Annotated in this window: 27 protein-coding genes and 1 tRNA gene; 22 read left to right on the plus strand and 6 right to left on the minus strand. The window is 64.5% G+C overall.

Translation table 11 applies throughout. The annotated features are described in order from the left end of the window. Positions 1–59: 59 nt before the first annotated feature. The 6 genes from gap to C4900_RS02465 all read left to right on the plus strand — a co-directional run bounded on the left by gap (position 60) and on the right by C4900_RS02465 (position 5,972). On the plus strand, positions 60–1,073 hold the full coding sequence (gap, locus tag C4900_RS02440) for a type I glyceraldehyde-3-phosphate dehydrogenase (protein ID WP_065971681.1): 1,014 nt from the start codon (positions 60–62) through the stop codon (positions 1,071–1,073). 19 nt (positions 1,074–1,092) lie between these two features. Next, positions 1,093–2,274: a phosphoglycerate kinase gene (locus C4900_RS02445; protein ID WP_065971682.1), complete on the plus strand. Its 1,182-nt coding sequence runs from the start codon at positions 1,093–1,095 to the stop codon at positions 2,272–2,274. Between the two features lie 113 nt (positions 2,275–2,387). After that, a complete protein-coding gene (pyk, locus tag C4900_RS02450; protein WP_114282262.1) occupies positions 2,388–3,830 on the plus strand; it encodes a pyruvate kinase in 1,443 nt (480 codons plus the stop codon). 33 nt (positions 3,831–3,863) lie between these two features. After that, on the plus strand, positions 3,864–4,928 hold the full coding sequence (gene fba, locus C4900_RS02455; protein WP_065971684.1) for a class II fructose-bisphosphate aldolase: 1,065 nt from the start codon (positions 3,864–3,866) through the stop codon (positions 4,926–4,928). 154 nt (positions 4,929–5,082) lie between these two features. Then, positions 5,083–5,511 (plus strand): hypothetical protein, encoded by a 429-nt coding sequence (locus tag C4900_RS02460; RefSeq protein ID WP_114282263.1) that lies wholly within the window; start codon positions 5,083–5,085, stop codon positions 5,509–5,511. Between the two features lie 41 nt (positions 5,512–5,552). After that, complete coding sequence (locus C4900_RS02465; RefSeq protein ID WP_065971718.1) at positions 5,553–5,972, plus strand: DUF302 domain-containing protein; 420 nt, start codon at positions 5,553–5,555, stop codon at positions 5,970–5,972. Between the two features lie 284 nt (positions 5,973–6,256). Here the strand turns inward: C4900_RS02465 and rimO are convergent, their stop codons facing one another. Both rimO and C4900_RS02475 read right to left on the minus strand, forming a co-directional pair. Then, positions 6,257–7,612: a 30S ribosomal protein S12 methylthiotransferase RimO gene (gene rimO / locus C4900_RS02470; RefSeq protein ID WP_065971686.1), complete on the minus strand. Its 1,356-nt coding sequence runs from the start codon at positions 7,610–7,612 to the stop codon at positions 6,257–6,259. Positions 7,613–7,662: 50 nt separating this feature from the next. Further along, a complete protein-coding gene (locus C4900_RS02475; protein WP_065971687.1) occupies positions 7,663–8,112 on the minus strand; it encodes a CopD family protein in 450 nt (149 codons plus the stop codon). Between the two features lie 188 nt (positions 8,113–8,300). Here C4900_RS02475 and C4900_RS02480 point away from each other — a divergent pair, with 188 nt between their 5' ends. The 3 genes from C4900_RS02480 to C4900_RS02490 are packed head-to-tail and all read left to right on the plus strand — an operon-like array spanning position 8,301 to position 10,115. Beyond that, positions 8,301–8,993: a MotA/TolQ/ExbB proton channel family protein gene (locus C4900_RS02480; RefSeq protein WP_065971688.1), complete on the plus strand. Its 693-nt coding sequence runs from the start codon at positions 8,301–8,303 to the stop codon at positions 8,991–8,993. Continuing rightward, on the plus strand, positions 8,990–9,388 hold the full coding sequence (locus C4900_RS02485; protein WP_065971689.1) for an ExbD/TolR family protein: 399 nt from the start codon (positions 8,990–8,992) through the stop codon (positions 9,386–9,388). The genes C4900_RS02480 and C4900_RS02485 overlap by 4 nt, the downstream gene beginning before the upstream one ends. 19 nt (positions 9,389–9,407) lie before the next feature. Further along, positions 9,408–10,115: an energy transducer TonB gene (locus C4900_RS02490; RefSeq protein WP_065971690.1), complete on the plus strand. Its 708-nt coding sequence runs from the start codon at positions 9,408–9,410 to the stop codon at positions 10,113–10,115. On the opposite strand, the gene pgl is transcribed toward C4900_RS02490, so the two are convergent. Both pgl and zwf read right to left on the minus strand, forming a co-directional pair. Next, the gene (gene pgl / locus C4900_RS02495) at positions 10,112–10,819 is read right to left on the minus strand and encodes a 6-phosphogluconolactonase (RefSeq protein WP_065971691.1); all 708 of its coding nucleotides are present in this window, start codon (positions 10,817–10,819) and stop codon (positions 10,112–10,114) included. The genes C4900_RS02490 and pgl overlap by 4 nt on opposite strands. After that, positions 10,816–12,333: a glucose-6-phosphate dehydrogenase gene (gene zwf / locus C4900_RS02500; RefSeq protein ID WP_065971692.1), complete on the minus strand. Its 1,518-nt coding sequence runs from the start codon at positions 12,331–12,333 to the stop codon at positions 10,816–10,818. Before zwf ends, pgl begins: the two co-directional genes overlap by 4 nt. A 304-nt stretch (positions 12,334–12,637) precedes the next feature. Between zwf and rpe the strand changes: the two genes are divergently transcribed. The 8 genes from rpe (at position 12,638) to C4900_RS02540 (ending at position 18,821) form a co-directional block, all read left to right on the plus strand. Beyond that, entirely contained in the window at positions 12,638–13,306 is a 669-nt protein-coding gene (gene rpe, locus C4900_RS02505) for a ribulose-phosphate 3-epimerase (RefSeq protein WP_065971693.1), read from the plus strand. Next, positions 13,303–14,010 (plus strand): phosphoglycolate phosphatase, encoded by a 708-nt coding sequence (locus C4900_RS02510; RefSeq protein ID WP_065971694.1) that lies wholly within the window; start codon positions 13,303–13,305, stop codon positions 14,008–14,010. Before rpe ends, C4900_RS02510 begins: the two co-directional genes overlap by 4 nt. A 69-nt stretch (positions 14,011–14,079) precedes the next feature. Then, the gene (gene trpE / locus C4900_RS02515; protein WP_114282264.1) at positions 14,080–15,612 is read left to right on the plus strand and encodes an anthranilate synthase component I; all 1,533 of its coding nucleotides are present in this window, start codon (positions 14,080–14,082) and stop codon (positions 15,610–15,612) included. After that, positions 15,609–16,184 carry an anthranilate synthase component II gene (locus C4900_RS02520; RefSeq protein ID WP_065971696.1) on the plus strand — a complete coding sequence of 192 codons (576 nt, stop codon included), beginning with the start codon at positions 15,609–15,611 and terminating at the stop codon, positions 16,182–16,184. Before trpE ends, C4900_RS02520 begins: the two co-directional genes overlap by 4 nt. Beyond that, a complete protein-coding gene (trpD, locus tag C4900_RS02525; RefSeq protein ID WP_211306728.1) occupies positions 16,181–17,209 on the plus strand; it encodes an anthranilate phosphoribosyltransferase in 1,029 nt (342 codons plus the stop codon). Before C4900_RS02520 ends, trpD begins: the two co-directional genes overlap by 4 nt. Beyond that, positions 17,206–18,018 (plus strand): indole-3-glycerol phosphate synthase TrpC, encoded by an 813-nt coding sequence (gene trpC / locus C4900_RS02530; protein ID WP_083996157.1) that lies wholly within the window; start codon positions 17,206–17,208, stop codon positions 18,016–18,018. The genes trpD and trpC overlap by 4 nt, the downstream gene beginning before the upstream one ends. Beyond that, entirely contained in the window at positions 18,002–18,421 is a 420-nt protein-coding gene (locus C4900_RS02535; RefSeq protein WP_065971698.1) for an OsmC family protein, read from the plus strand. Before trpC ends, C4900_RS02535 begins: the two co-directional genes overlap by 17 nt. Continuing rightward, on the plus strand, positions 18,411–18,821 hold the full coding sequence (locus C4900_RS02540) for a VOC family protein (protein WP_065971699.1): 411 nt from the start codon (positions 18,411–18,413) through the stop codon (positions 18,819–18,821). Before C4900_RS02535 ends, C4900_RS02540 begins: the two co-directional genes overlap by 11 nt. A 9-nt stretch (positions 18,822–18,830) precedes the next feature. On the opposite strand, the gene coq7 is transcribed toward C4900_RS02540, so the two are convergent. Then, positions 18,831–19,466: a 2-polyprenyl-3-methyl-6-methoxy-1,4-benzoquinone monooxygenase gene (gene coq7 / locus C4900_RS02545; protein ID WP_065971700.1), complete on the minus strand. Its 636-nt coding sequence runs from the start codon at positions 19,464–19,466 to the stop codon at positions 18,831–18,833. 11 nt (positions 19,467–19,477) lie between these two features. After that, complete coding sequence (locus C4900_RS02550) at positions 19,478–20,725, minus strand: (Fe-S)-binding protein (RefSeq protein WP_114282267.1); 1,248 nt, start codon at positions 20,723–20,725, stop codon at positions 19,478–19,480. On the opposite strand from C4900_RS02550, the gene C4900_RS02555 reads away from it, so the two are divergent. The 5 genes from C4900_RS02555 (at position 20,711) to C4900_RS02580 (ending at position 22,905) form a co-directional block, all read left to right on the plus strand. Further along, a complete protein-coding gene (locus tag C4900_RS02555) occupies positions 20,711–21,049 on the plus strand; it encodes a (2Fe-2S) ferredoxin domain-containing protein (protein WP_065971701.1) in 339 nt (112 codons plus the stop codon). The two genes, C4900_RS02550 and C4900_RS02555, sit on opposite strands and share 15 nt — an antisense overlap. Positions 21,050–21,382: 333 nt before the next feature. Beyond that, the gene (gene rplM / locus C4900_RS02560) at positions 21,383–21,820 is read left to right on the plus strand and encodes a 50S ribosomal protein L13 (protein ID WP_065971721.1); all 438 of its coding nucleotides are present in this window, start codon (positions 21,383–21,385) and stop codon (positions 21,818–21,820) included. A gap of 9 nt (positions 21,821–21,829) precedes the next feature. Next, positions 21,830–22,222, plus strand: coding sequence for a 30S ribosomal protein S9 (rpsI, locus tag C4900_RS02565; RefSeq protein WP_065971702.1), 393 nt, complete (start codon positions 21,830–21,832; stop codon positions 22,220–22,222). A 13-nt stretch (positions 22,223–22,235) separates the two neighbouring features. Next, positions 22,236–22,309: transfer RNA gene (locus C4900_RS02570), tRNA-Gln, on the plus strand. A 338-nt stretch (positions 22,310–22,647) separates the two neighbouring features. Next, a complete protein-coding gene (locus C4900_RS02580; protein WP_141689366.1) occupies positions 22,648–22,905 on the plus strand; it encodes a hypothetical protein in 258 nt (85 codons plus the stop codon). Positions 22,906–22,915: the final 10 nt, after the last annotated feature.

The raw sequence follows: 22,915 nt of genomic DNA on the forward strand, positions 1-22,915 counted from the left end.
AGCCTGGAGCCGCCCCCCGGCCTGCTTTCCGGATACTCAATTCAATGGGAGATGGTGGTATGGCAATCAGAGTCGCGATCAACGGCTACGGGCGCATCGGACGCAACGTCTTGCGTGCCCTTTATGAGTCGGGGCGGAACAAGGAGATCGAGATCGTCGCGATCAACGACCTCGGGAATGCCGAGACCAACGCGCACCTTACGCAGTACGACACCGTCCATGGCCGTTTCAAGGGCACAGTTTCGGTCGATGGCGACGCCATGATCGTCAACGGCGACAAGATCCGCGTCCTGTCGAACCGTGACCCGTCGCAGCTCCCCTGGAAGGATCTCGGGATCGATGTCGTTCACGAGTGCACGGGCTTTTTTACCACCAAGGAGAAGGCCTCCGCGCATTTGAAGGCGGGCGCGAAGAAGGTCATTATCTCGGCGCCTGGCGGAAAGGATGTGGACGCCACCATCGTGTATGGCGTGAACCACGGCACGCTCAAGGCCTCCGACACCGTGATCTCGAATGCGTCGTGCACCACCAACTGCCTGGCGCCGCTCGTAAAGCCCCTGCACGACAAGATCGGCATCAAGCACGGTCTCATGACCACCGTGCACTCCTATACTAACGATCAGGTCCTGACTGACGTCTATCACAGCGACCTGCGTCGTGCGCGCTCGGCGACGCAGTCGATGATCCCCACCAAGACCGGGGCCGCCGCGGCCGTGGGTCTCGTGTTGCCGGATCTGAACGGCAAACTCGACGGCTTTGCGGTGCGCGTACCGACGATCAATGTCTCGCTTGTGGATCTTACGTTTACCGCCGCGCGCAGCACGACCAAAGACGAGATCCACGCGATCATGAGGGCTGCGGCAGACGGCGAGCTGAAGGGGATCCTGAACTATAACGACAAACCGCTCGTGTCGGTAGATTTCAATCACGACCCGGCCTCGTCCACCTATGAGTCGAGCCTGACGAAGGTCATGGAGGGGACTCTCGTCAAAGTCCTTGCCTGGTACGACAATGAGTGGGGTTTCTCGAACCGTATGCTGGACACCACCGTAGCCCTGATGAAGGCGCGTTAACAGGCCTCGGGAGACCGATATGACGATACGCAAGATGGCCGATCTCGATCTCGCCGGCAAGCGGGTCTTGATCCGTGAGGATTTGAACGTCCCGCTCGCAGACGGCAAGGTGGCCGATGACACGCGTATCCGCGCGAGCCTTCCGACGATCACCGAGGCAAGCGGCAAGGGCGGTCGGGTCATGCTCATGTCGCACCTCGGCCGTCCCGAGGAGGGGGTGGCGGACGCCAAATACTCGCTCGCGCCCGTGGCCGAGCATCTCAGTAGTCTGCTCGGTAGGCCGGTGCGCCTGGTCGCGAACTGGCTGGACGGGGTGCCGGGATTGAAGGACGGGGACGTGGTGTTGTGCGAAAACGTCCGCTTCAACAAGGGCGAAAAGAAAAACAACGACGAACTGGCGCGCAAGATGGCGGCGTTGTGTGACGTGTTCGTGATGGACGCCTTCGGCACGGCGCATCGCGCCCAGGCCTCGACCCATGGCGTCGCGAAGTACGCGCCCATCGCATGCGCGGGCCCTTTGCTCGCCGCCGAGCTCGATGCCCTCGGGCGGGCCTTGCATAGCCCCAAGCGGCCGATGGTCGCGATCGTCGGGGGTTCCAAGGTCTCGACCAAGCTCGTGGTCCTGGAAAGCCTCGCCAAGCGCGTGGATCAGCTGATTGTAGGCGGGGGCATCGCCAATACCTTCATGGCGGCCGCCGGCCTTCCGATCGGGAAGTCGCTCTCGGAGCCGGATCTGGTCGATACGGCCAAGCGGCTGATACAAGAGACCAATGGGCGTGGCGCGTCCATTCCGATCCCGGTGGATGTTGTGTGCGGCAAGGAGTTCGCGCCCGATGCCAAGGCCACATTGAAGGATGCCTCGCAGGTCGGGCCCGATGACATGATCTTTGATGTCGGACCCAAGACCGTGGGTCTGTTCGCCGATATCCTGCGCAAGGCCGGCACCATCGTCTGGAACGGGCCGGTCGGGGTCTTTGAGTTCGATCAGTTCGGCGACGGTACGCGGGCGTTGGCGCAGGCGATAGCGGAGAGTGACGCGTTTTCGATCGCCGGTGGCGGGGATACCCTTGCGGCGGTCGCCAAATATGGCGTGGCAGACAAGATCAGCTACATATCGACCGGTGGCGGCGCCTTTCTTGAGTTTCTCGAGGGTCGGACGCTTCCGGCGGTGGCCATGCTGGAAGAGCGGGGCGCTGCTTGAGGCAGCGGCCCGGGCGCGCCACCGGTGATGGCAGGCAGGGGAGTGGAATAAGGGAGATTATGGGCAAGTATTGCAGGGTAGCGATGGCTGATGCCGTCGCTACGTCGTAAGTCATGCAGCGGCGAACGAAGATCGTGGCAACCCTTGGTCCCGCCACGGATGATCCCAAGGTCCTCGACAAATTGATCGAGGCCGGCGTGGATGTCGTGCGTCTCAATTTCTCCCATGACCTGGCCGAGGTTCACAGGCAGCGCGCCGAGTTCGTGCGGGATCGCGCGCAGGCCCATGGGCGGCAGATCGGCGTGATCGCCGACATGCAGGGCCCGAAGATCCGCATCGGGCGCTTCAAGGGCAAGCGGGTACGGCTCGAGGAGGGTCAGCGGTTCGTCATCGACGCCGAATTGCCGCTCGATGCCGGCGATGAGACGCGCGTGGGATTGACGTATAAGGCGCTTCCCAATGATGTCGCGCGCGGCGCCACGCTGTTGCTGGACGACGGTCGCATCGTACTGTGGGTCGACGAGGTGAGTGGCGCCGAGATCGTATGCCGCGTGGTAGTCGGCGGCGAGCTATCCGACAATAAGGGCGTGAATCGTCAGGGCGGCGGTCTGTCCGCGCATGCCCTGACCGACAAGGATCGGGAAGACATCAAATCGGCGGCGCAGATTCAGGCCGACTACGTGGCCATTTCCTTTCCGCGCAACGCCAAGGATATCGAGGAGGCGCGTACGTTGCTGCGTGCCGCCGGCGGCACCGGTGGAATCGTTGCGAAGATCGAGCGTGCTGAGGCCGTGGAGGCGATCGAGGAGATCATCCGCGTGTCCGATGCCATCATGCTTGCGCGTGGCGATCTGGGCGTGGAGATCGGGGATGCGGCACTGCCACCCGTTCAAAAGCGCATCATTCGACTGGCGCGCAAGATGAATAGGGTTGTGATCACGGCGACGCAGATGATGGAGTCGATGATCGAGAATGCGATCCCGACGCGCGCCGAGGTGTCGGACGTAGCGAATGCCGTTCTGGACGGGACCGATGCCGTCATGTTGTCGGCCGAGACGGCCACCGGCAAGCACCCGGTGGCGGCGGTCGCGGCCATGGACCGGGTTTGCCGCGAGGCCGAGAAGGAGGACGAGGCGGTATTTTCCATGCACCGCATGTCCAATCATTTCGAGCGTGTCGACGAGGCCATTGCGATGGCGGTGATGTACAGCGCCAACCATCTTCCGGTGCGCGCCATAGCGTCCCTGACGGAATCGGGATCCACGCCGCTTTGGATGTCGCGTATCAGCTCGGCGGTACCGATCTATGCCTTGACGCCGCATGTGGAAACCCGTAGAAAGGTGGCTCTCTATCGTGGCGTTTATCCCGTGGGGTTTTCCCTGACCTCCACAGATCCCGAGCGTATCATGACGGAAGCCATCGACGAATTGCGGCGACGGGGCGCTGTCCGGGACGGCGATCTCGTCATCCTCAGCATCGGGGAGCCGTTGGCCAAGCCCGGTGGCACGAATACCATGAAGATCGTGCGTGCCGGCGACTTCGCGGCCATCAGCTGAATTCGTTTCACTAGGAATCTTAAGGAGAAGACAATGTCCCTGGTATCTCTGCGCCAACTACTGGATCATGCCGCCGAGCACGGCTACGGCGTGCCCGCCTTCAATGTAAACAACATGGAGCAAATACAGTCGATCATGCAGGCCGCGCACGAGGTCGACAGCCCGGTCATCGTGCAGGCGTCTGCCGGGGCGCGCAGCTACGCCGGCGAGCCGTTTCTGCGCCACCTCATCCTGGCGGCCATCGAGCAGTACCCGCATATCCCGATCGTGATGCATCAGGACCACGGTGCAAGCCCGGCGGTATGCCAGCGCTCGATACGCTCGGGCTTTAGCTCGGTGATGATGGATGGTTCCCTTAAGGAAGACATGAAGACGCCGTCGACCTATGAGTATAACGTCGATGTCACAAGCCGCGTGGTGGACATGGCGCACGCGGTCGGCGTGTCGGTGGAAGGAGAGCTTGGCTGTCTCGGTTCACTCGAGTCCGGCATGGCGGGCGAGGAAGATGGTTCGGGTGCCGAGGGCAAGCTGTCGCATGACCAGCTGCTTACGGATCCCGAGCAGGCGGCGGATTTCGTGAAGAAGACCAAGGTAGACGCGCTTGCCATCGCTATCGGTACGAGTCACGGGGCGTACAAGTTCTCGCGGCCGCCGACCGGCGACATTCTGGCGATCGAGCGCATCAAGGAGATTCACAAGCGCATCCCCGACACGCATCTTGTCATGCACGGCTCCTCGTCCGTGCCCCAGGATTGGCTGAAGATCATCCACGAGTTCGGCGGGGATATCGGCGAGACCTACGGCGTGCCGGTGGAGGAGATTCAGGAGGGAATCAAGCACGGCGTGCGCAAGGTCAACATCGACACCGACTTGCGGCTTGCGATCACCGGCGCCATCCGTCGCAGCCTCGCGAAAAACCCCAAGAATTTCGATCCGCGGAAGTTCCTGAAGGACTCGGTGCAGGCCGGCAAGGATATCTGTAAGGCACGCTATGAGGCCTTCGGTTCTGCCGGGAAGGCATCCAAGATCCGGGTCATCGACCTTGAGGACATGACCAAGCGCTATGCCAAAGGTGAACTGAACCCGCGCGTCAACTAAGAGATGGCATAGCGCGACAAAGCCCCACGGGTCCTTGGCCCGCGGGGCTTTTTTCTTATGCGGCCGACGTGATCCCGCCGGGGCGCCGCGGCCCTGTCAATGCGTCACCTTTTCGTGGCATACTCGGGCCATATGAGTCGGATGGGGAGATGTCGTGACCTTTGATCCCCGCACCCGCGTTCCGATCCGAATCCTGCCCAAGACGATCGACGCGGCCTGCTACAACCGCATATCGCTGGCGTTGGCGCGCCTCGGCGAGCCCCTGAATGTCGAGATCGGAGCGCTGCGCATGATCATCCGCGTGGAGCGTCGGCTGTGGGTGGCGTGCTCGCTTGTCAATGAAATCCCGCTCATGGCGTGGGTGAATTTTCAGGTTGGCGGGCGTGGTCTGCACGAACCGGTGCCATGCCAAGTCCGTCTTTATCATTTTCATGCGAGTCTTTTGATGGGTCATGCCCCGCAGCTGCTTGCCAACAAGCTCGATTTGCGATTGGAACAGTATGGCAACCGCCTTCGCTGGCGGTCGCCGGCGGTCACGCCCTTGACGAGACGCGAGGGCCCGAGCCCGCGCCGTGGCGTGTAGCGCCGGCTTATCAGGAAATGTGACTACAGGAGGTGATATTCATGATAGAAAACGGGCAGGTGGCCTACGGGTTCGATGTCGAGGTGGCGGGGGATTTCGAGGCGGTACGTGGGCGCGTAGTCGAGGCGCTCAAGGGGCAGGGCTTCGGGGTCCTGACCGAGATCGATGTCAGTGCCACCATGAAGGCCAAGCTCGGCCGCGATATGCCGCGTTACAATATTCTTGGGGCGTGTAATCCCGTGCTCGCGGACAAGGCGATCTCCGCGGAACCCGACATCGGTTTATTGCTGCCTTGCAATGTGGTCGTGAGCGAGACCGCCAAGGAGGGGACCACGAAGGTGTCGTTCATGGACCCGGTGTCGGTGTTGGCGATCGTCAACAACGCGCGCGTGACCGAGCTTGGGTGGGAGGTGCGCGCCAAGCTCGAGGCGGTGCGCGACGCGCTGACATCGTCCTCCTGACCCATCGCGCCACTGAGGCCCTTCGTGTTAAGGCCTCGGCGGCCCATGACCTGTGCACACGGACCATGGCCTGTGCACACGGATCGAGGGCCAGGCCCCGGTGCTGCCGGGGGTTTCGGAGGGCCCCTCCGAGGGCGGTCTGTGCCCATTTCCTGACTGTGCCCGGGTCGCAGCGGGGGTGCCGGCCAGGGTCGGCAGGCCTCGGCGATGGATGATGCCATGGGGCCGTCTCCTGTCATATGGCCGATGATGGCGCGTCGGCCCATGAAGGGCTAGGGGAGATCTTAAACCGAGCCAGTGGTCCGCGTGTCAAAGGTCGGGGCCATGATGGCGGTGAGATCGTGAGTGCCGGTCGCGACGATGCGGCAGTCCACGAAATCCCCAGGCGGGGCGTCGCCTGCGGTCACGCGGATTACGCCGTCGATCTCGGGGGCCTCGGCATAGCTGCGGCCGATCAGGCCGTCCTCGGTCCGTTCATCGATCAACACGCGACAGGTTTGGCCGATGCGCGTCTTCAGGCGTTCCGCGCTCAAGGCCGCCTGGTGGGCCATGAGCCGTTCGAGGCGCGCGTGCTTGATGTCCTCCGGAACGGGGTTCGGCAGGGCATTGGCCGCTGCCCCTTCTACCGCGGAATAGGCGAATGCCCCGAGACGATCGATCCCGGCGTCTTCGATGAATGCGAGCAAGGTCTCAAACTCGGCCTCAGTCTCGCCGGGGAAGCCGACGATGACCGTGCTTCGCAAGACCAGGTCGGGTCGCGCCGCGCGCCATGCCTTGACGCAGGCGCTCGGGTGCGCGCGCCCCGCCGGCCGGCGCATGGCGGTCAGCACGCGGGGGTGCGCATGCTGGAACGGGACATCAAGGTAGGGCAGTACGCCGTCGATATCGAGAAGCGGAAGGATCTCCTCTACGCTTTTATAGGGGTAGACATAGTGGAGCCGCACCCATACCCCGAGCCTTGCGAGCTCGTGGACGAGCCCCGGGAACGACATCTTGACCGGCCGACCGCCGGCAAACCCCACGCGATGTTTCTGATCGACACCATAGGCGCTGGTGTCTTGCGAGACGATCAGCAGTTCCTTGACGCCGGCCTCCACCAAGCGTTCGGCCTCGGCCACGATATCGCCCAATGGGCGACTGACGAGGGTACCGCGCAATGACGGGATGATGCAAAACCGGCAGTTATGGTGGCAGCCTTCCGATATCTTCAGGTAGGCATAGTGGCGCGGTGTCAGTTTGATGCCTTGTGGGGGTACGAGGTCAACGAATGGGTCGTGAGGCTTCGGTAGATGGGCATGCACGGCGGCCATGACCGCCGGCTCGTCATGCGGTCCGGTGACGGCCAGGACCTTGGGATAGCGCGCGCGGATGAGGTCGGCCTTGACGCCCAGACACCCCGTGACGATCACGCGCCCATTGTCGGCCATCGCCTCGCCTATGGCGTCAAGGGATTCCGTGACGGCGGCCTCAATGAATCCGCAGGTATTGACGATGACGAGATCGGCATCGTCGTAGGAGGCGGCGGTGTGGTAGCCCTCGCTACGCAGTCGCGTCAGTATCTGCTCCGAGTCGACCAGGGCCTTGGGGCAGCCAAGGCTTACAAAGCCGACCTGAGGGGGCGCGGATGGCGGACGCGGCATGGACGGGCTTCCTGGATGGGTCTTTAGGTCTAACGGAGTCGGGGCGCGTTTCAGTTGGCGCCGACGAGGGCCACGAATATGGTGATAAGGCCGAGCCCCATGTTGATTGCCACCAATCGACGGATCTGCGTGAGGGCATGTCCGGCCTTTACGAGGTCGCCGCTCCCAACCCCCTGTCGCAGGCGCCGGTAGGGGGCGAAAAAGAGATGGAGGTACAGCAGGATCATGATGACGCCGAGTGCCTGCATGATATTGACATAGGGAGGTAGGGCGGCCATGCCCCCAAAGCGGGCGATGGCCAGATAGTAGCCGCTTGCCGGCAAGAGGACGACCGCGGCCCACACCCAAGGGAAGAAGCGGCCGAACGTCCGCGCCCACAGGGGCAGTCTATGGGCCGCCTCCAGCGGTTGGGCGGCGGGCCGCAGGATCATGTACGCAAAGAACATCCCCCCCACCCATAGCATGGCGAGCAACCCATGGATCGCGATCAGATAAGACATAAAGGCACCACCTCGCATAAAATCCTCCCCCTCATACGCAAGTCGACCCCGGCTGTCAATCGCCGCGGCCGCATATCTCTCCCGGCATGCTGGCCGCCACACCCGGTCCGTGTCATCGAACTGTCATCTACACGCCAAACGCAGGTCATATAAGGACGTCATCGTGTCGCCTTTACGGAGGATTGGCGATGACTCTTCAGTATTTGATCCATCTCGCGAACTATTCGGATGGCGTACTCTATCTCATGGTCGTGATTCTCACGATCGCGCTGGCGGTCATCATTGATCGCTCGTGGTATCTGCGGCGTACGCTGCTCGAGGGCAACAGTCTCGTCGAACGGCTCGGTGCCCAAAAGGAGGCGACACGCGCGCAGCTGTCGGCGCTGGCGGCCACGGCCCCTAACCTTCCAGAGGCCATCCTGCTCGATGTGGCGGCCCGCCACATGGGGGTCACGAGCAGCGAGCAGCTCGCCAACCGGCTCGATGAGGCCACCCTGCGCCTGGCCCCGGCCCTCGACAAGCGTTTGTGGATCCTCGATACCATCGTGACCCTGGCACCGCTTTTGGGGCTTTTCGGGACGATCGTAGGCATGTTCCATGCGTTCTCCGTGCTGTCGGCGCCCGGGCATGCCCCTACGGCCGTGACCGGCGGCATCGCCGATGCTCTGGTGGCCACCGCCTCGGGGCTATTCGTGGCCATGACCGGTCTGTTGGCCTTCAATGGCCTCAATAACAAGGTGCGCGTAGTCTTGCATCAGCTCGACATCGTAAAGACCATGCTCTTGAATCGCATGGACGGCGCCCCGGTCAATATCGCCTCTGATGGTGAGCCTGCAGTCGACCACGGCACGGCGCGCGCACGTATGGCGAAATCCTCATGAAGATGCGGTATTTCGAGACCAAGAAGGGCCGCATCGAGTTGATCCCTATGATCGACGTGATGTTTTTCCTGCTGGTCTTTTTCATGATCCTGACCCTGCGCATGATACCCGATCACGGCCTCGGGCTCGCGCTGCCGCAGGCCAGTACCGCCAAGGTACTTCCCAGGCCGCAGATCCTGATCAGCCTGACCGCCAATGGCAAGGTGCATGTCCAGGGCCATGTGGTTGCGCGTGCCGCCTTGACGCGCCTCTTGTCGCAACGCGTGGGTGGGCGACGCGCGGATGTCACGATCGCGGCCGCCAAGAACGTGCCCTTTCAGGATTTCGTGGCGGTCATGAGTGCGGCGCGCAAGGCCGGCGTGGCCAGCATCGGCATCGCCGCGCATCAGCGTTGATACGGACGGGAATGGTCTCATGAGCGCCTCATCGCTGCCTATCGCCTCGCCCATGCCCGAGAAGCGGTTTTCCTTCCTGCGGGCGACCCTGCTGGCGGTGGTTCTGGAGGGGCTTTTATGCGCCAGCCTCCTGGCCATGGGGCATGCCAAGCCCAAGACCGTGGGGCTGCGCCGTAAGCCCATGGCCGTGCACTTCGTCACCTTGCCCAAGCCGCCTAAGCCGCACGTCCGACCCAAGCCGCCTCCGCCGCATCCTGTGGTCCGGCCGAAGCCTCAGCCCGTGCCGCCCAAGCCCCGGCCGATCGTGCACCATCGCCCGGTGCCGTTGCCGACACCCGTGAAAAAGGTGCCGCCGCCGAGGCCCAAGGTCGTACCGCGTCCGCCCACGCCGCCACCGCCACCGCCGCCTTCCCCGGCGGTCGTGGCCCAGGCCGTCGATCGCTACGCGGTGATGCTGCGCACGCGTATCCAGCAGGGTCTTGTCGTGCCGCCGCGTGTGGCGGCGTTGCGATTGTCCGGCAAGGCCGTGGTGGCCTTCGAATTGACCCCTGCCGGTCGCCTCTTGTGGGTGCGTATCATGCGATCGAGCGGCATTGGCGCGATCGATCGGGCGGCCCTGGCGGCGGTACGAGATCGCAGTTACCCGCCGTTTACAAAGAGCATGCCCCGCCGTCCGACGGTGTTTCGCGTGCGCGTGGGCTTAAACGACGGGCGGCATCGCTTCTAAGGGGCGCTATCCACGCACAGCGCCTGCCCGGCGGCGCGATCCAGCCAAAACTCGACGGGGGCCTCTGCCATGAGGCGCGCCAGCGGGGTCTGCGCCCCGGGTACCAGGCTCGCGCGCAAGGCGCGGGCCTTGGCGGCCCCCTGCGCCAGGACGATGCGCCGGCGCGCCGCCGCCAAGGCCGGCAGGGTCAGGGTGATACGGGCGACGCGATCCGCGGTCGCCGGCACCGCCTCGGCGATACGGGTAGTGGCGCCTATGGCCCCGGGAAACAGCGAGGCGATATGGCCGTCCGGCCCGACACCCAACAGCACGATGTCGAGGGCCCGTCCACCCGCCGCCGCGCGTCTTAGCAGGTCATCGTACGCATCCGCCGCTGCCTGCGCCCCAAGCTCGCCGGGGATACGATGGATGAGCGCGCCGGGCGGGGCCTTTGAGAGCCACGGGAGATGGGCGAGGCGATAGTTGCTGGCCGGGTCCTCCGGACCGACCGCGCGTTCATCGCTGAAGAAAATCTCGAGTCCCTGCCAGGGGAGGGTGTCGGCACGACCGCCCAGTTCCTCATACAGGCGGCGCGGGGTGGACCCACCGGCCAGGGCGATGCGTAACGGCCGGGCGTGCGCCCAGGCGGCCTGGATCTCGACTGTGAGGCGATCGGCCAGGGCCCGTGCCAGGTCCTGATCGTCGTCGGCGATGGTAAAGATCATGAGGATGGCACCGGGGGGTCGAGGGGGTGCCATGAGCGGCCGTCGGCGCGTATGAGCGCATCGGCCACTTCGGGTCCGTCACTGCCGGCCGCATAGTTGGGGAAGTCGGGGGGCGGGTCTTGCGCCCAGGCCTCAAGGATCGGGGTCACGAAGCGCCATGCCTCTTCGACGGAGTCGCGGCGCGCGAACAGGGCGGCATAGCCGCGCATGGCGTCGGTCAGCAGCCGCTCATAGGCGAGCGGCATCTCGCCATCGTAATAATTGCCATAGGCAAAACGCATGCGGGCGTGGTCGACCTGAGTCTCGTTGCGAGGGGCCTTGATGGCAAAGCCCAGGCTGATGCCCTCATGGGGCTGAATGCGCAGTACCAGCCGGTTAGGCTCTATGCGCGAGCACACCTGATCCTGCCCGAAGAGGCAAAACGGGATCTGGCGGAACTGGATCACGACCTCCGTCGAGGAGTGGCGTAGGCCCTTGCCGGTGCGGATATAGAAGGGCACACCCTGCCAGCGCCAGTTGTCGACGAATACCCGCAGCGCCACATAGGTCGGGACCGACGATTGGGGATCGACGCCGGGCTCGGCCCGATAGGCCTTCAGGGCCCCATCCGCGCTCGCTCCGTACTGCCCCCGTGCGGTGGCGGCGGCCACATCCTCGCGACCGGCGAAACGCCGGAGGGCACGGAACACCTCGGTCTTTTTGTCGCGCACAGCATCGGCATTGAATGACAGGGGGGGTTCCATCGCCACCAGGCTCAAGACCTGCAGGAGATGGTTTTGCACCATGTCGCGCAAAACGCCGGTCTCTTCGTAGTAACTCCCGCGGCCCTCGATGCCCAAGGTCTCCGCGGCCGTGATCTGGACGTGATCGATGTGGACGCGATTCCACAGGGGCTCGAATATGGCGTTCGCAAACCGGAACACCAGGATGTTCTGGACGGTCTCCTTACCGAGATAGTGGTCGATCCGGTAGACCTGATCCTCGCGGAACACGCTGGCGATCTCATCGTTCAGGGCTATCGCGCTGTCGAGGTCGCGACCGAAGGGTTTTTCGACCACGAGGCGCGTAAACGGGCAGTCGTCGACCTTGTTGATCATCTCCGCCCCCTGAAGCTGGCGGACGAGCAGCGGATAGCTGCTCGGCAAGGTTGCGAGATAGAAGATCCGGTTTCCTTGCGTGTCGTGGCGGTGATCGATCTCGCGTAGGGACATGTTCAGCCGCTGGAACAGGGTCTGGTCGGTGAAATGTCCGGCCTCGTAATAAAGGCGTTCGGCAAAGCCCTGCCACTGTTGATCATCCGGGGGGCTTGCGCAAAACATCGTACAGGCCTCGCGCATGAGCGCACGGAACTGCTCGTGCGACAAAGGCCTGCGGCTCGCGCCCAGGATCGCGAAGCCCTTGGGGAGCAGGCCTTTGGCGTGGAGCCGAAAGAGCGCCGGCACGAGTTTGCGCCGGGCGAGATCGCCGGTGGCTCCAAATATGAGGAGTACGCAGGATTGTGGGACTTCTGTCATGGCTTGACCTCTGCCTTGGAGGCCCGGGGCGCCTGGCAAGACGCCGCGTCCGGGCTCTCGTTGTGGACGGCCGGGCACTGTGCGCGGCCCGGGGATCGCGCGTCACCGGCTGGGCGCATCACCACCCCCCGATCCCGCGGCTCGTCCGATCCGGCGCCCATGGGTTACGGCCCGCATGGCGCGCCGGGAAATACCCCCTCCCAGAACCATAGAGCAGCCTCGCGCCCCCGTCGAGGGCCTGGCACGGGTGCTGCAAATCGGCGCGCTATCGGGTACATTGCCGACTTTAGCTCTGGGGCCATGCATGCGCGACTTCAAGATTGCACCTTCGATTCTTTCCGCCGACTTCGCCCGTCTCGGCGAGGAGGTCCATTCCGTGTTGGCGGCGGGCGCCGATATCGTCCACTTCGATGTCATGGACAACCATTATGTGCCCAACCTGACGATCGGCCCACTGGTCTGCGAGGCCCTGCGCAAGAACGGGGTCAAGGCCGACATCGATGTACATCTCATGGTCAAGCCCGTCGATCGCCTCATCCCGGATTTCGCGAAGGCCGGGGCGACCTACATCACCTTCCATCCGGAGGCGAGCGAGCACGTCGACCGGTCTTTGAGTCTTATCAAGGATAGCGGCTGTCGCTGTGGTCTCGTATTCAACCCCGCGACCCCCCTTGGCTATCTGGATTATGTCATGGACAAGGTCGACATGATCCTGATCATGTCGGTCAATCCCGGTTTTGGAGGCCAAAGTTTCATCCGTTCCGCGCTTGACAAGCTGCGTGCGGTGCGCGCGCGCATCGATGCTAGCGGACGCCCGATACGCCTCGAGATAGACGGTGGCGTGAAGATCGACAACATACGCGAGATCGCGGCCGCGGGTGCCGACACCTTTGTGGCCGGCTCCGCGATCTTTGGTACACCCGACTACCGGGCCACCATTCAAAAGATGCGTGAGGAGCTCGCGAAGGCATGACGGTATTCCCGCTGGCGGCGCTCTTGTTCGATCTGGATGGTACCTTGGTCGATACCGCCCCGGATCTCGCTGATGCCGCCAACCACATGCTGACAAGCCTCGGGCGTCCGGTGTGTGATGAGGCGACCGTGAGCGGGTGGATCGGCGACGGGGTGCCGCGGCTCATTAAGAGGGCCTTGACGGGCGAGCGCTTCGGCGAACCGGACGCGGCGCTGTTTGCGCGGGCGCAGGCCCTCTATGACGCCTACTACGAGACCCACGTCGCCGATCGCAGCCGCCTGTATCCGGGTGTTGCGCAGACCCTGGCGGATCTGCGCGCCGACGGGTTTCGCATGGCCTGCGTGACCAACAAGGCCGGGCGTTTCGCAAGGCCCTTGTTGGGGGCCTTGGGTATCGCGGGCTATTTCGATGTCGTGCTCTGTGGGGACGAACTCGCACGCGCAAAGCCCGACCCCTTGCCGCTGGTGACGGCCTGTGAGCGTCTGGGTGTCATCCGTGACGGGGCGGTGCTGGTAGGGGATTCCGGAAACGACATGCGCGCGGCGAAGGCCGCCGGCATGCCGGCACTGGCGGTTACCTACGGTTATCATCACGGTGCCGACCTCGTGGCGCTTGGCGCCGCGGCTATGACCCCGACGTTCGACGGTATCCGGAATTTCCTTCGCTTCGAGGGGCGCTTCTTGTGCGCGCAGGCCCTGCCATGACAGACCTCGGCCGTCGATGGCGCCTTAAGGGAACGATGACCATCCCGTACCCCTTGAGGAATCTCTATCATGCCAGAAAAGCGTTGTTTGACATTTGATGCCGTGGGCGGCCGATTCGCCCCCGTCATTCGCGAGGTGCCCGCCGACCTTGATACCCCGTTGAGTTGCTACCTGAAGCTCGCGCAGGGTCGGTATTCCTATTTGCTTGAGTCCGTGCAGGGGGGCGAGAAATGGGGTCGATACTCGCTGATCGGCCTGCCCGCGCGGATCTGCCTGCGTATGTTCGGGCGCGAGGTGACAATCGAGCGCGACGGGGCGATCATCGAGCGCGGGCAGACGGACGACATCCTGGCCACGGTACGGGCCTTCAAGGCGCGTTTCGAGGTATTGCCGGATGCCGCGCTCCCAAAGTTTCACGGGGGGCTGGTCGGGTATTTTGGATACGAAACGGTCCGCCACATCGAGCCGACCTTGGGCGAAAACGCAAAGCCCGACGAGACCGGCGGTCCCGACGCCTTGTTCCTGGTGAGCGAGGATGTGGTTGTTTTCGACAATCTGCGCGGTACCCTATCCCTGGTCGTGCATGCCGATATCGCCGAGGGCGAGGCCGGCCGGCTGCGCGCCGAGCGGCGCCTCGATGAGCTCGAGGGGGCCTTGCGCGAGCCGATAGCGACCCCGATGTTTCTTCCCGGGTCGAAGCGTGCCGTGCGCGAGGAGGATTTTGTTTCGGGGTTCACGCAGGCAGGTTTCGAGGCGGCGGTGGAGCGCTCGCGCGCCTATATCGCCGCCGGCGATATCATGCAGGTGGCGCTGTCGCAAAGGCTGTCTGCGCCGGCGGCCTTCACCCCGCTCGATCTCTATCGGGCGCTGCGCCGCATCAACCCCTCGCCCTACATGTACCTGTTCGATCTCGGTGAATTTCATGTCGTCGGATCGTCACCCGAGATCCTGGCCAAGCTCGAAGGCCGCGAGGTGGTGGTGCGACCCATCGCGGGCACTCGTCCACGCAGCCAGGACGGGGAGAAGGACGCGGCGTTGGCCGCCGAGCTCCTGGCAGACCCGAAGGAGAGGGCCGAACATGTCATGCTCGTCGATCTCGGACGCAACGACGTCGGGCGCGTGGCCGAAACCGGGAGCGTGGCGGTGACTGATTGCATGACCATAGAACGCTATTCGCATGTCATGCATCTCGTGTCGCATGTCACCGGACGCCTGCGCCCGGGTCTCGATGCCTTCGATGTCCTGCGCGCGACGTTCCCAGCAGGGACCTTGACCGGTGCCCCCAAGGTGCGCGCCATGGAGATCATAGACGAGCTGGAGCCGGTCCGACGCGGGCTGTATGCCGGCGCCGTCGGCTACATCGGTTGGAACGGCAATATGGACATGGCCATCGCCATTCGTACTGCGGTGGTGCGCAACGGCCGGCTGTTCCTGCAAGTCGGTGCCGGGATCGTGGCGGACTCGATTCCGGAGCGTGAGTGGGAAGAGACCATGAATAAGGCACGGGCCATGATCAAGGCCGCGGGGCTTGCGGCATCGGGTTTCGGGTCGGGTGACAAGACTTATGAGGGGACAGCAGCGCCCAAGGCAGGTGACCGATGATCCTCATGATCGATAACTACGACTCGTTTACCTACAACCTCGTGCAGTATCTGGGCGAATTGGGCCAGGAGGTGCATGTGGCGCGCAATGACCAGATCTCGCTCGATGAGATCGAGCGTCTGGCACCCGAGCGCATCGTCATCTCCCCGGGCCCGTGCACGCCGAACGAGGCCGGGATATCGCTGGATCTCATCATGCGCTTCGGCGAGCACATACCGGTGCTCGGCGTGTGTTTGGGGCATCAGAGCATAGGGCAGGCCTTCGGCGGGCGGGTGGTACGTGCGGGGCGCGTGATGCACGGCAAGACCTCGCTCATATCTCATGGAGGGACGGGCGTCTTTCGGGGCCTCCCCGACCCGTTCACGGCGACCCGCTACCACTCGCTCGTGGTGGCCAAGGATGATCTGCCGGAATGTCTGGAGATCACGGCCGTGAGTCAGGATGACGGCGAGATCATGGGGCTGCGTCACAAATGGTGGCCGGTAGAGGGTGTGCAGTTCCACCCGGAGTCGATCCTGAGCGAGCATGGCCATGCCTTGCTCGAGAACTTTCTGCGCGGCGCACGCCCGTGAGCGCCCTGACGAACGCCATTGCGCGGCTCGCCGCCGGGGAAGATCTCCGTGCCGTCGACATGAAGGAGGCCTTGGCGGTGGTCATGGGGGGGGCGGGAACACCGGCGCAGATCGGCGCTTTGCTCATGGGCTTGCGCGTGAAGGGCGAGACGGTCGAGGAGATCGTGGCCGTGGCCGAGGTGCTGCGCGATCTGTCTACTCCGGTGACGGTCGCCGATCCCGATCGCCTGATCGATACCTGCGGGACCGGGGGCGACGGGGCGTCGACATTCAATATCTCGACGGCCACGGCGCTCGTGTGCGCGTGCGCGGGGGCCAAGGTGGCCAAGCATGGCAATCGATCCGTGTCGAGCCGATCCGGTAGCGCCGATGTGCTCGAGGCCGCGGGCGCCGTCCTCACCCTGACCCCCGCGCAGGTGGCCCAGTGCATCGATCAGGTCGGTGTCGGCTTTCTCTTTGCCCCGCGCCACCACGAGGCGATGCGTCATGCCGCCGGCCCGCGTCGCGAGCTTGGCATACGCACCCTCTTCAATATGCTGGGGCCCCTTACCAATCCGGCGCATGCCGCGCGCCAGCTCGTCGGGGTGTTCTCAAGCGACCTCCTGGAGCCGTTTGCCTATGCGCTTGCCGCCCTTGGCGGCCATCATGCCTTGGTGGTGCACTCCGATGACGGTCTAGACGAGATCAGTCCGGCGGCGGCCACCGAGGTGTGTGAGATGAAAAACGGGGTGCTCAGCCGTTATCGGCTCGCACCCGCCGATTTTGGGCTGCCGGCCGGGGGGCTCGATGCCCTCAAGGTGGACTCGGCGGACAGCAGTCTCGATGTGCTACGGCAGGTGCTCTCGGGCCGCGACCAGGGGCCGGCGGCCGTGGCGGTCGCCCTGAACGCCGGTGCCGCGTTGTATGTGGCGGGATTGGTTGCGGATATCCGCACCGGCGTGGCGCATGCGCAGGCCTTGTTGCGGGATGGGCGGCCGGCCGCCAAGCTCGACGAATTCGTGGCCTTTACGCGGGGGCTCGCGTGAACGGGGTGTTGGCGCGCATCCTCGCGGACAAGCGTGCCGAGGTGGCGCGTAAGCGTGCGCGCATTGGGCTTGCCGATCTCGAGGCGCGCATCGCCGGCGGCGCGCCGCCACGAGGATTTGCGGCGTCGCTGGCGCGGGCCGTGGAGCGTGGGCGGCCGGCGGTGATCGCGGAGATGAAGCGCGCCTCACCCAGTCGCGGCATGCTGCGCTCGGATCTGGATCCGGCGGCCGTGGCGCGCGCCTATGAACGGGCCGGTGCCGCGGCGCTTTCGGTCCTGACCGACGCCGGCTATTTCGGGGCCCACGCCGACGACCTCGCGCACGCGCGTGCGGCCTGCGCGCTACCGGTGTTGCGCAAGGATTTCATGGTGGACGGCTACCAGATTGCTGAATCGCGGGCCATGGGCGCAGACTGCGTGCTGTTGATCGTGGCGGCCTTGTCTCCGGAGGGGCTCGAGGAGTTGTATGCGGCCTCCCAGGCCTATGGCCTGGACGCCCTGATCGAGGTCCATGACGCCAACGAACTCGAGCGCGCCCTGGCGTTGCCCGGCGGGTTGCTCGGTATCAATAACCGCGATCTACGCACCTTCGTCACGACCATAGATCGGACACTGGAGCTAGTAGAGTGTGTGCCGCCTGGGCGTTTTGTCATAACGGAGAGCGGGATCCTCGGGCGTGATGAGGTCAGGCGCCTCAAGGCCGCCGGATTACGCGGTTTTTTGGTGGGCGAGGCGTTCATGGTGGCTGCGGATCCGGGCGCGCGGCTTGCAGAATTGTTTGAGGAGCGGGTCGATGAAAGCAGTGGTTGAATGGGATGGGGAGGCGGCGTTTACGGCCACCACCGAGAGCGGCCATCGGATCGCGATGGACGGACCGCCGGACCACGGGGGGCGCAATCTGGGGCCACGGCCGACGGAGCTTGTACTTGCGGGAATGGGCGGCTGCACCTCCTTTGATGTCGTCCATATCCTGCGCAAAGGACGCGCCGACGTGCGCGCCTGCAGCGCCCGGATCGAGGCCGAACGCGCCCAGGAGGACCCAAAGGTGTTTACGCGCATGCATGTGCACTTTGTGGTGAGCGGCCGGGAGCTGAAGGAGGCGGCCGTGGAGCGGGCGATCCGCCTGTCGGCCGAAAAGTATTGCTCGGTGTCGATCATGCTCGGCAAGACCGCCGAGATCAGCCATTCATTCGAGATCGTGGATGTCGAATAACGACGCGCCGGAGGTCGCCGCCGTGCGCTTGAACCATGTCGCGCTCGTGTGCGCGGACCTCGAGGCCTGCGAGGCATTCTATGTCGGCGTCCTGGGGCTTGCCGTGGTGTGGCGGCCGGACCCCGACAATGTCTATCTCTCCTCGGGTTCCGATAATCTCGCCCTGCATCGTGGCGCCCCGCAACCGGGAGGCGCCCTCGATCACATCGGGTTCGCGGTCGCGAGTGTGGGCGACGTGGATGTCTGGCACGAGCGGCTGCGCGCCGCCCGGGTACGCATCACGGCCGCCCCGCGCACGCACCGGGATGGATCGCGCAGCCTCTATTGCCAGGATCCCGGGGGCACGCTCGTGCAACTGATCTTTCTGCCGCCACAGGCCCTGAAACCGGTCTCGGGATAGAGCGGCGCCCTAAATCCAGAACGCGGTCTTGGTCATGACGCGCGCCGCGAGCCGCATCGCGAGCCGCGCCGGCCAGGGCAGGGGCTGTCCGCCGGCCTCCGTGGCCGAGGCCGCGTGTCGCGCCTCATCGGCGGCCATATGTTCTATGATCGCCCGGGTCTTTTGGTCGGTGGCCGGGAGCTTGGCGAGATGGCCTTGCAGATGGGCGATGACCTGCCGCTCGGTCTCGGCGACGAAGCCCAGACTCACCTTGTCGCCGAGCAGGGCGGTGGTCGCCCCTATGGCGAAGGACCCGAGATACCAGACGGGCGTGAGATAGCTTTTGTGCGTCTTCAGTTCCTTGATGCGGGCCGCCGTCCAGTGCAGGTGCTGAAGCTCGTCACGACCGGCCGCGCGCAGGGTGTCGTACGCGTGCGCATCCCGGGCGCACAAGGCGTGGCCTTGATAGAGCGCCTGCGCGGCGATCTCGCCGGCATGGTTGACGCGCATGAGCCGTCCCGCGAGCACGCGTTCCTCGCGCGACGACCCCTCCTGCTCCCGTGGCACGGTCTCGGGGTAGGGGTCCGCCGGGGGTGGTACGAGCACGGACTTCAGGCCCTGGTCGAGCTGGTCGATGATACGGTCGAGGCGGCTAAACATTCTCATGGCCTGACACTCTAACACGGGTCACCGAGTGGTGGGAGTTGCCGGGCCACTACCAAAAGCGGATGCTGGACCGGAACGTTCACCCCTTGACGGGCGAGCGCCGCAGAGAGATGCAGGGCGCAGCCGATGTTGGCGGACACTACCACATCGGCCCCTAGCGCGCGCGCGGCGGCGGCCTTGGGGCGGGCGAGCGCGTGCGCCCGCGCCGGTTCACGCAGGAAGTAATCGCCAGCGGCGCCACAGCAGACCTCGTTGCCCGGCAGTGCGATCACGCGCGCCTCCGGGATGCGGGCCAGCAGGTCATAGACAAAGCGCGTGTCTCCAAGGGCGTTGCGCAGCGAGCAGGGGTCGTGCACGGCAATGGTCTGCGGCAGCGGCGACAACGCCAGGCGCCCGAGGTCGGTTTGTTCCACCAGGTAGCGATGGATATCGGAGACCGCCGGGAACTGGCCGCCTGGGTACGCGTCGTCATGGCGCAGCTCGGCGGCGCAGCCCGATGCTACGGACACGAGCACGGGGGCGCTGCCTGCGAAGGCCTGGCGATTGCGTTGCCGCTGGCGGCTGGCAATATCAGCGAACCCGGCATGAGCGGCGAGCGCCCCGCAACAGCCTTGGGCGGACGGCACATGGACACGCACACCGAGGGCGTGCAGGATGCGCATGGCGGCATTCAACGCCGGACGGTCGAGGTCGGCGGTGCATCCCCGGAAAAGCGCGACATCGGCGGCTCGCGCCTCTTTGCGGTCGACGAGAGCCGGGCGAGGCCGTGCGGGCAGGCCACGCACGGCCTCGCGAAGGCCCATGGGCGCGGCTCGCGGCCAGGACAGAGACCCGAGGATACGCGCCGCGCCATAGGCAGTGGCCACGGCCCCGGGAAGGTCGACGGCCTGAATCAGGGCCCGGTGCCATTGTCGGCGCCAGGTCCAGGGACTCTTTCCGGTGAGCCAGGCGCGACCGTTTTTCAGGAGCGCCCCGTAGGGGACGCGGCTGGGACAGGCCTTTTCGCAGGCCAGGCAGCCAAGACAGTGATCGATATGCGTGGTTAAGGCCGGCGTGACCGGCAAGACGCCGTCGGCGGCGGCGCGCAGTAGGCTGATACGTCCGCGGGGGGACTCGTTTTCGTTAAGACTGTCCCCATAAGTAGGGCAGTGCGGCAGGCACAGGCCGCAGGCTACACAGCGGTCGCTGGCCTCGCGTATGGCGGCCGCAGCCGCGGGTGACGGGTCGTCACTCGGTTTTGGGCGATGAAAAAGCGGCATGGGGGCCTCTTGTACTATAGACAACACGTCTTTTTTTGCACCAACGAGCGCGCCGACGGGCGGCGGTGTTGCCAGCAGCAGGATGCGCGCGCCTTGCGGGATTATGCCAAACAGCGGATCAAGGCATTGGGACTTGCCGGCCCAGGCGGGGTGCGCATCAATACGGCCGGGTGCATGGATCGCTGCGAGGAGGGACCGGTCCTGGTCGTCTACCCGGAAGGCATATGGTACACCTACGTCGACCGCGAGGACATCGACGAGATCCTGGAGCAGCACATCGTGGGTGGACGACCCGTCGAGCGCCTGCGCCTGGACCGGGATTAAAAAAAGGAGGGACCGGGAACCAGCCCCTCCTTCTATGGTCATACGAAGCAAGGATACTCTGGGCAGCAAGCACCCTTGACAGCAAAGAAGTTATATTAGATAATTATTATATGCTTTCTGCGGATCAGGCCCATGAGCCCGACCGCGTACCGGCTCCTCCATCCTCCTAGTGGTGGTTCAAGGCGTGGTTTACCCCACGCCTTCTTTTTTTCTCCGCTCTATATACCACAATGCGCGCAGGGGTCAACTGTTATCGCAGCGAAGGCGTTGACAGCGCGGCTGCTCCTCCGTACCATGCGGCGCTTCGTACTCTTCGCCTCGGAACAGATTTCCATGACGACCTTCACGGCTAAGTCAGAGACAGTAAGGCGCGACTGGTTTGTCGTCGATGCCACGGATCATGTGTTGGGCCGGCTTGCCACCGAGCTTGCGCGCCGCCTGCGCGGCAAGCATAAGCCCGAGTTCACGCCGCATGTGGATACCGGCGACTATATCGTCGTGGTAAACGCAGAAAAGGTTCAGGTGACCGGCCGTAAGGCCCAGAACAAGCTCTACCACAGCTATTCGGGATATCAGAGCGGACTCAAGACCCACACCTTCACCGAGATGAAGGCGCGTGCGCCCGAAGAGGTGATCGAGGCGGCGGTGCGCGGGATGTTGCCCAAGGGGCCGCTCGGCCGCCAGATGTTGCGCAAACTGAAGGTCTTTGCGGGCGGCGACCATAAGCATGCGGCGCAGCAGCCTAAGCCGCTCGAACTGAGAAAGGGATAAGGAACCGACATGGCCGAAGCCAAGCATTACGGGACGGGGCGGCGCAAGTCCGCCAATGCGCGTGTGTACTTGAGTCGCGGGAAGGGTGCGTTTCTGGTCAACAATCGGCCGGTCGACGAGTATTTCGGACGCGAGACCTCGCGGACGCTCGTGCGCCAGCCATTCGCGGTGACCGAGACCCAGAACCATTTCGATGTCAAGGTCAACGTCCGTGGCGGTGGTCCGAGCGGTCAGGCAGGCGCCGTGCTGCATGGCATCGCGCGGGCCTTGCTCGCCTACGATGAGACGCTGCGTCTGCCGTTGCGGCGCGCGGGCTTCCTGACGCGGGATGCGCGCGAGGTCGAGCGCAAGAAGGTCGGTCTCCACAAGGCCCGTAAGCGGCCGCAGTACTCCAAGCGCTAAGGCGCCCCTCTTTTGGGGGATCGTCTAGTGGTAGGACAGCGGACTCTGACTCCGTTAACCGAGGTTCGAATCCTCGTCCCCCAGCCAATAATGCCCGGGGCCTGCGCGCGCGCCTAGGCCCCGTTTCCGTCGTGGCAAGCCGTGTTGCGATGCACGGCCGCGCGGCCGATACGAGCGGTGCGGGTGGCTAGCGCCCCAACGGCCCGTGGTGAGCCCTTTCGGGCACCCGCCGGCGCGCCCATGACCCGAGACCGTCTCGGGGAAAGCCAAGGCCCGCACGAAAAACCGCCCGCGCCATTGCCTGCCACCAAGATGTCCGCGATCATTCTTGACTTCGGTGAGCCGCTGCTGGCGCCGCTTGGCGAATCGCCGCCCCTCGATGTGACGCGCCGTGCTGGACTTCATCGTCTGTGTGGGGGATGGCCATGCCATGCCGGCATCAACCGGAAATCCTTGAGGCGTTGGAGGCGATCATGCGCGTCAGCGCCACTCCCTGCGAGGTGAGGCGGGCCTACGAACGGCTCACGGTGCGGCGTCGCGAGAGGTTTGCCGGCGATGTGCGTGCGGTCGGCGAATGGAGTCTCGTCTCCAATCACGACGGCGGATTTAACCTTCGCGGCGACGCGCGCACGGCGGACGGCTATCGTAAGCCTTGCGCGCACGCGCGACCTCACGGTCTCTGATGTGTGGCCC

The organism is Acidiferrobacter thiooxydans (assembly GCF_003333315.1).
Lineage (GTDB): Bacteria > Pseudomonadota > Gammaproteobacteria > Acidiferrobacterales > Acidiferrobacteraceae > Acidiferrobacter > Acidiferrobacter thiooxydans.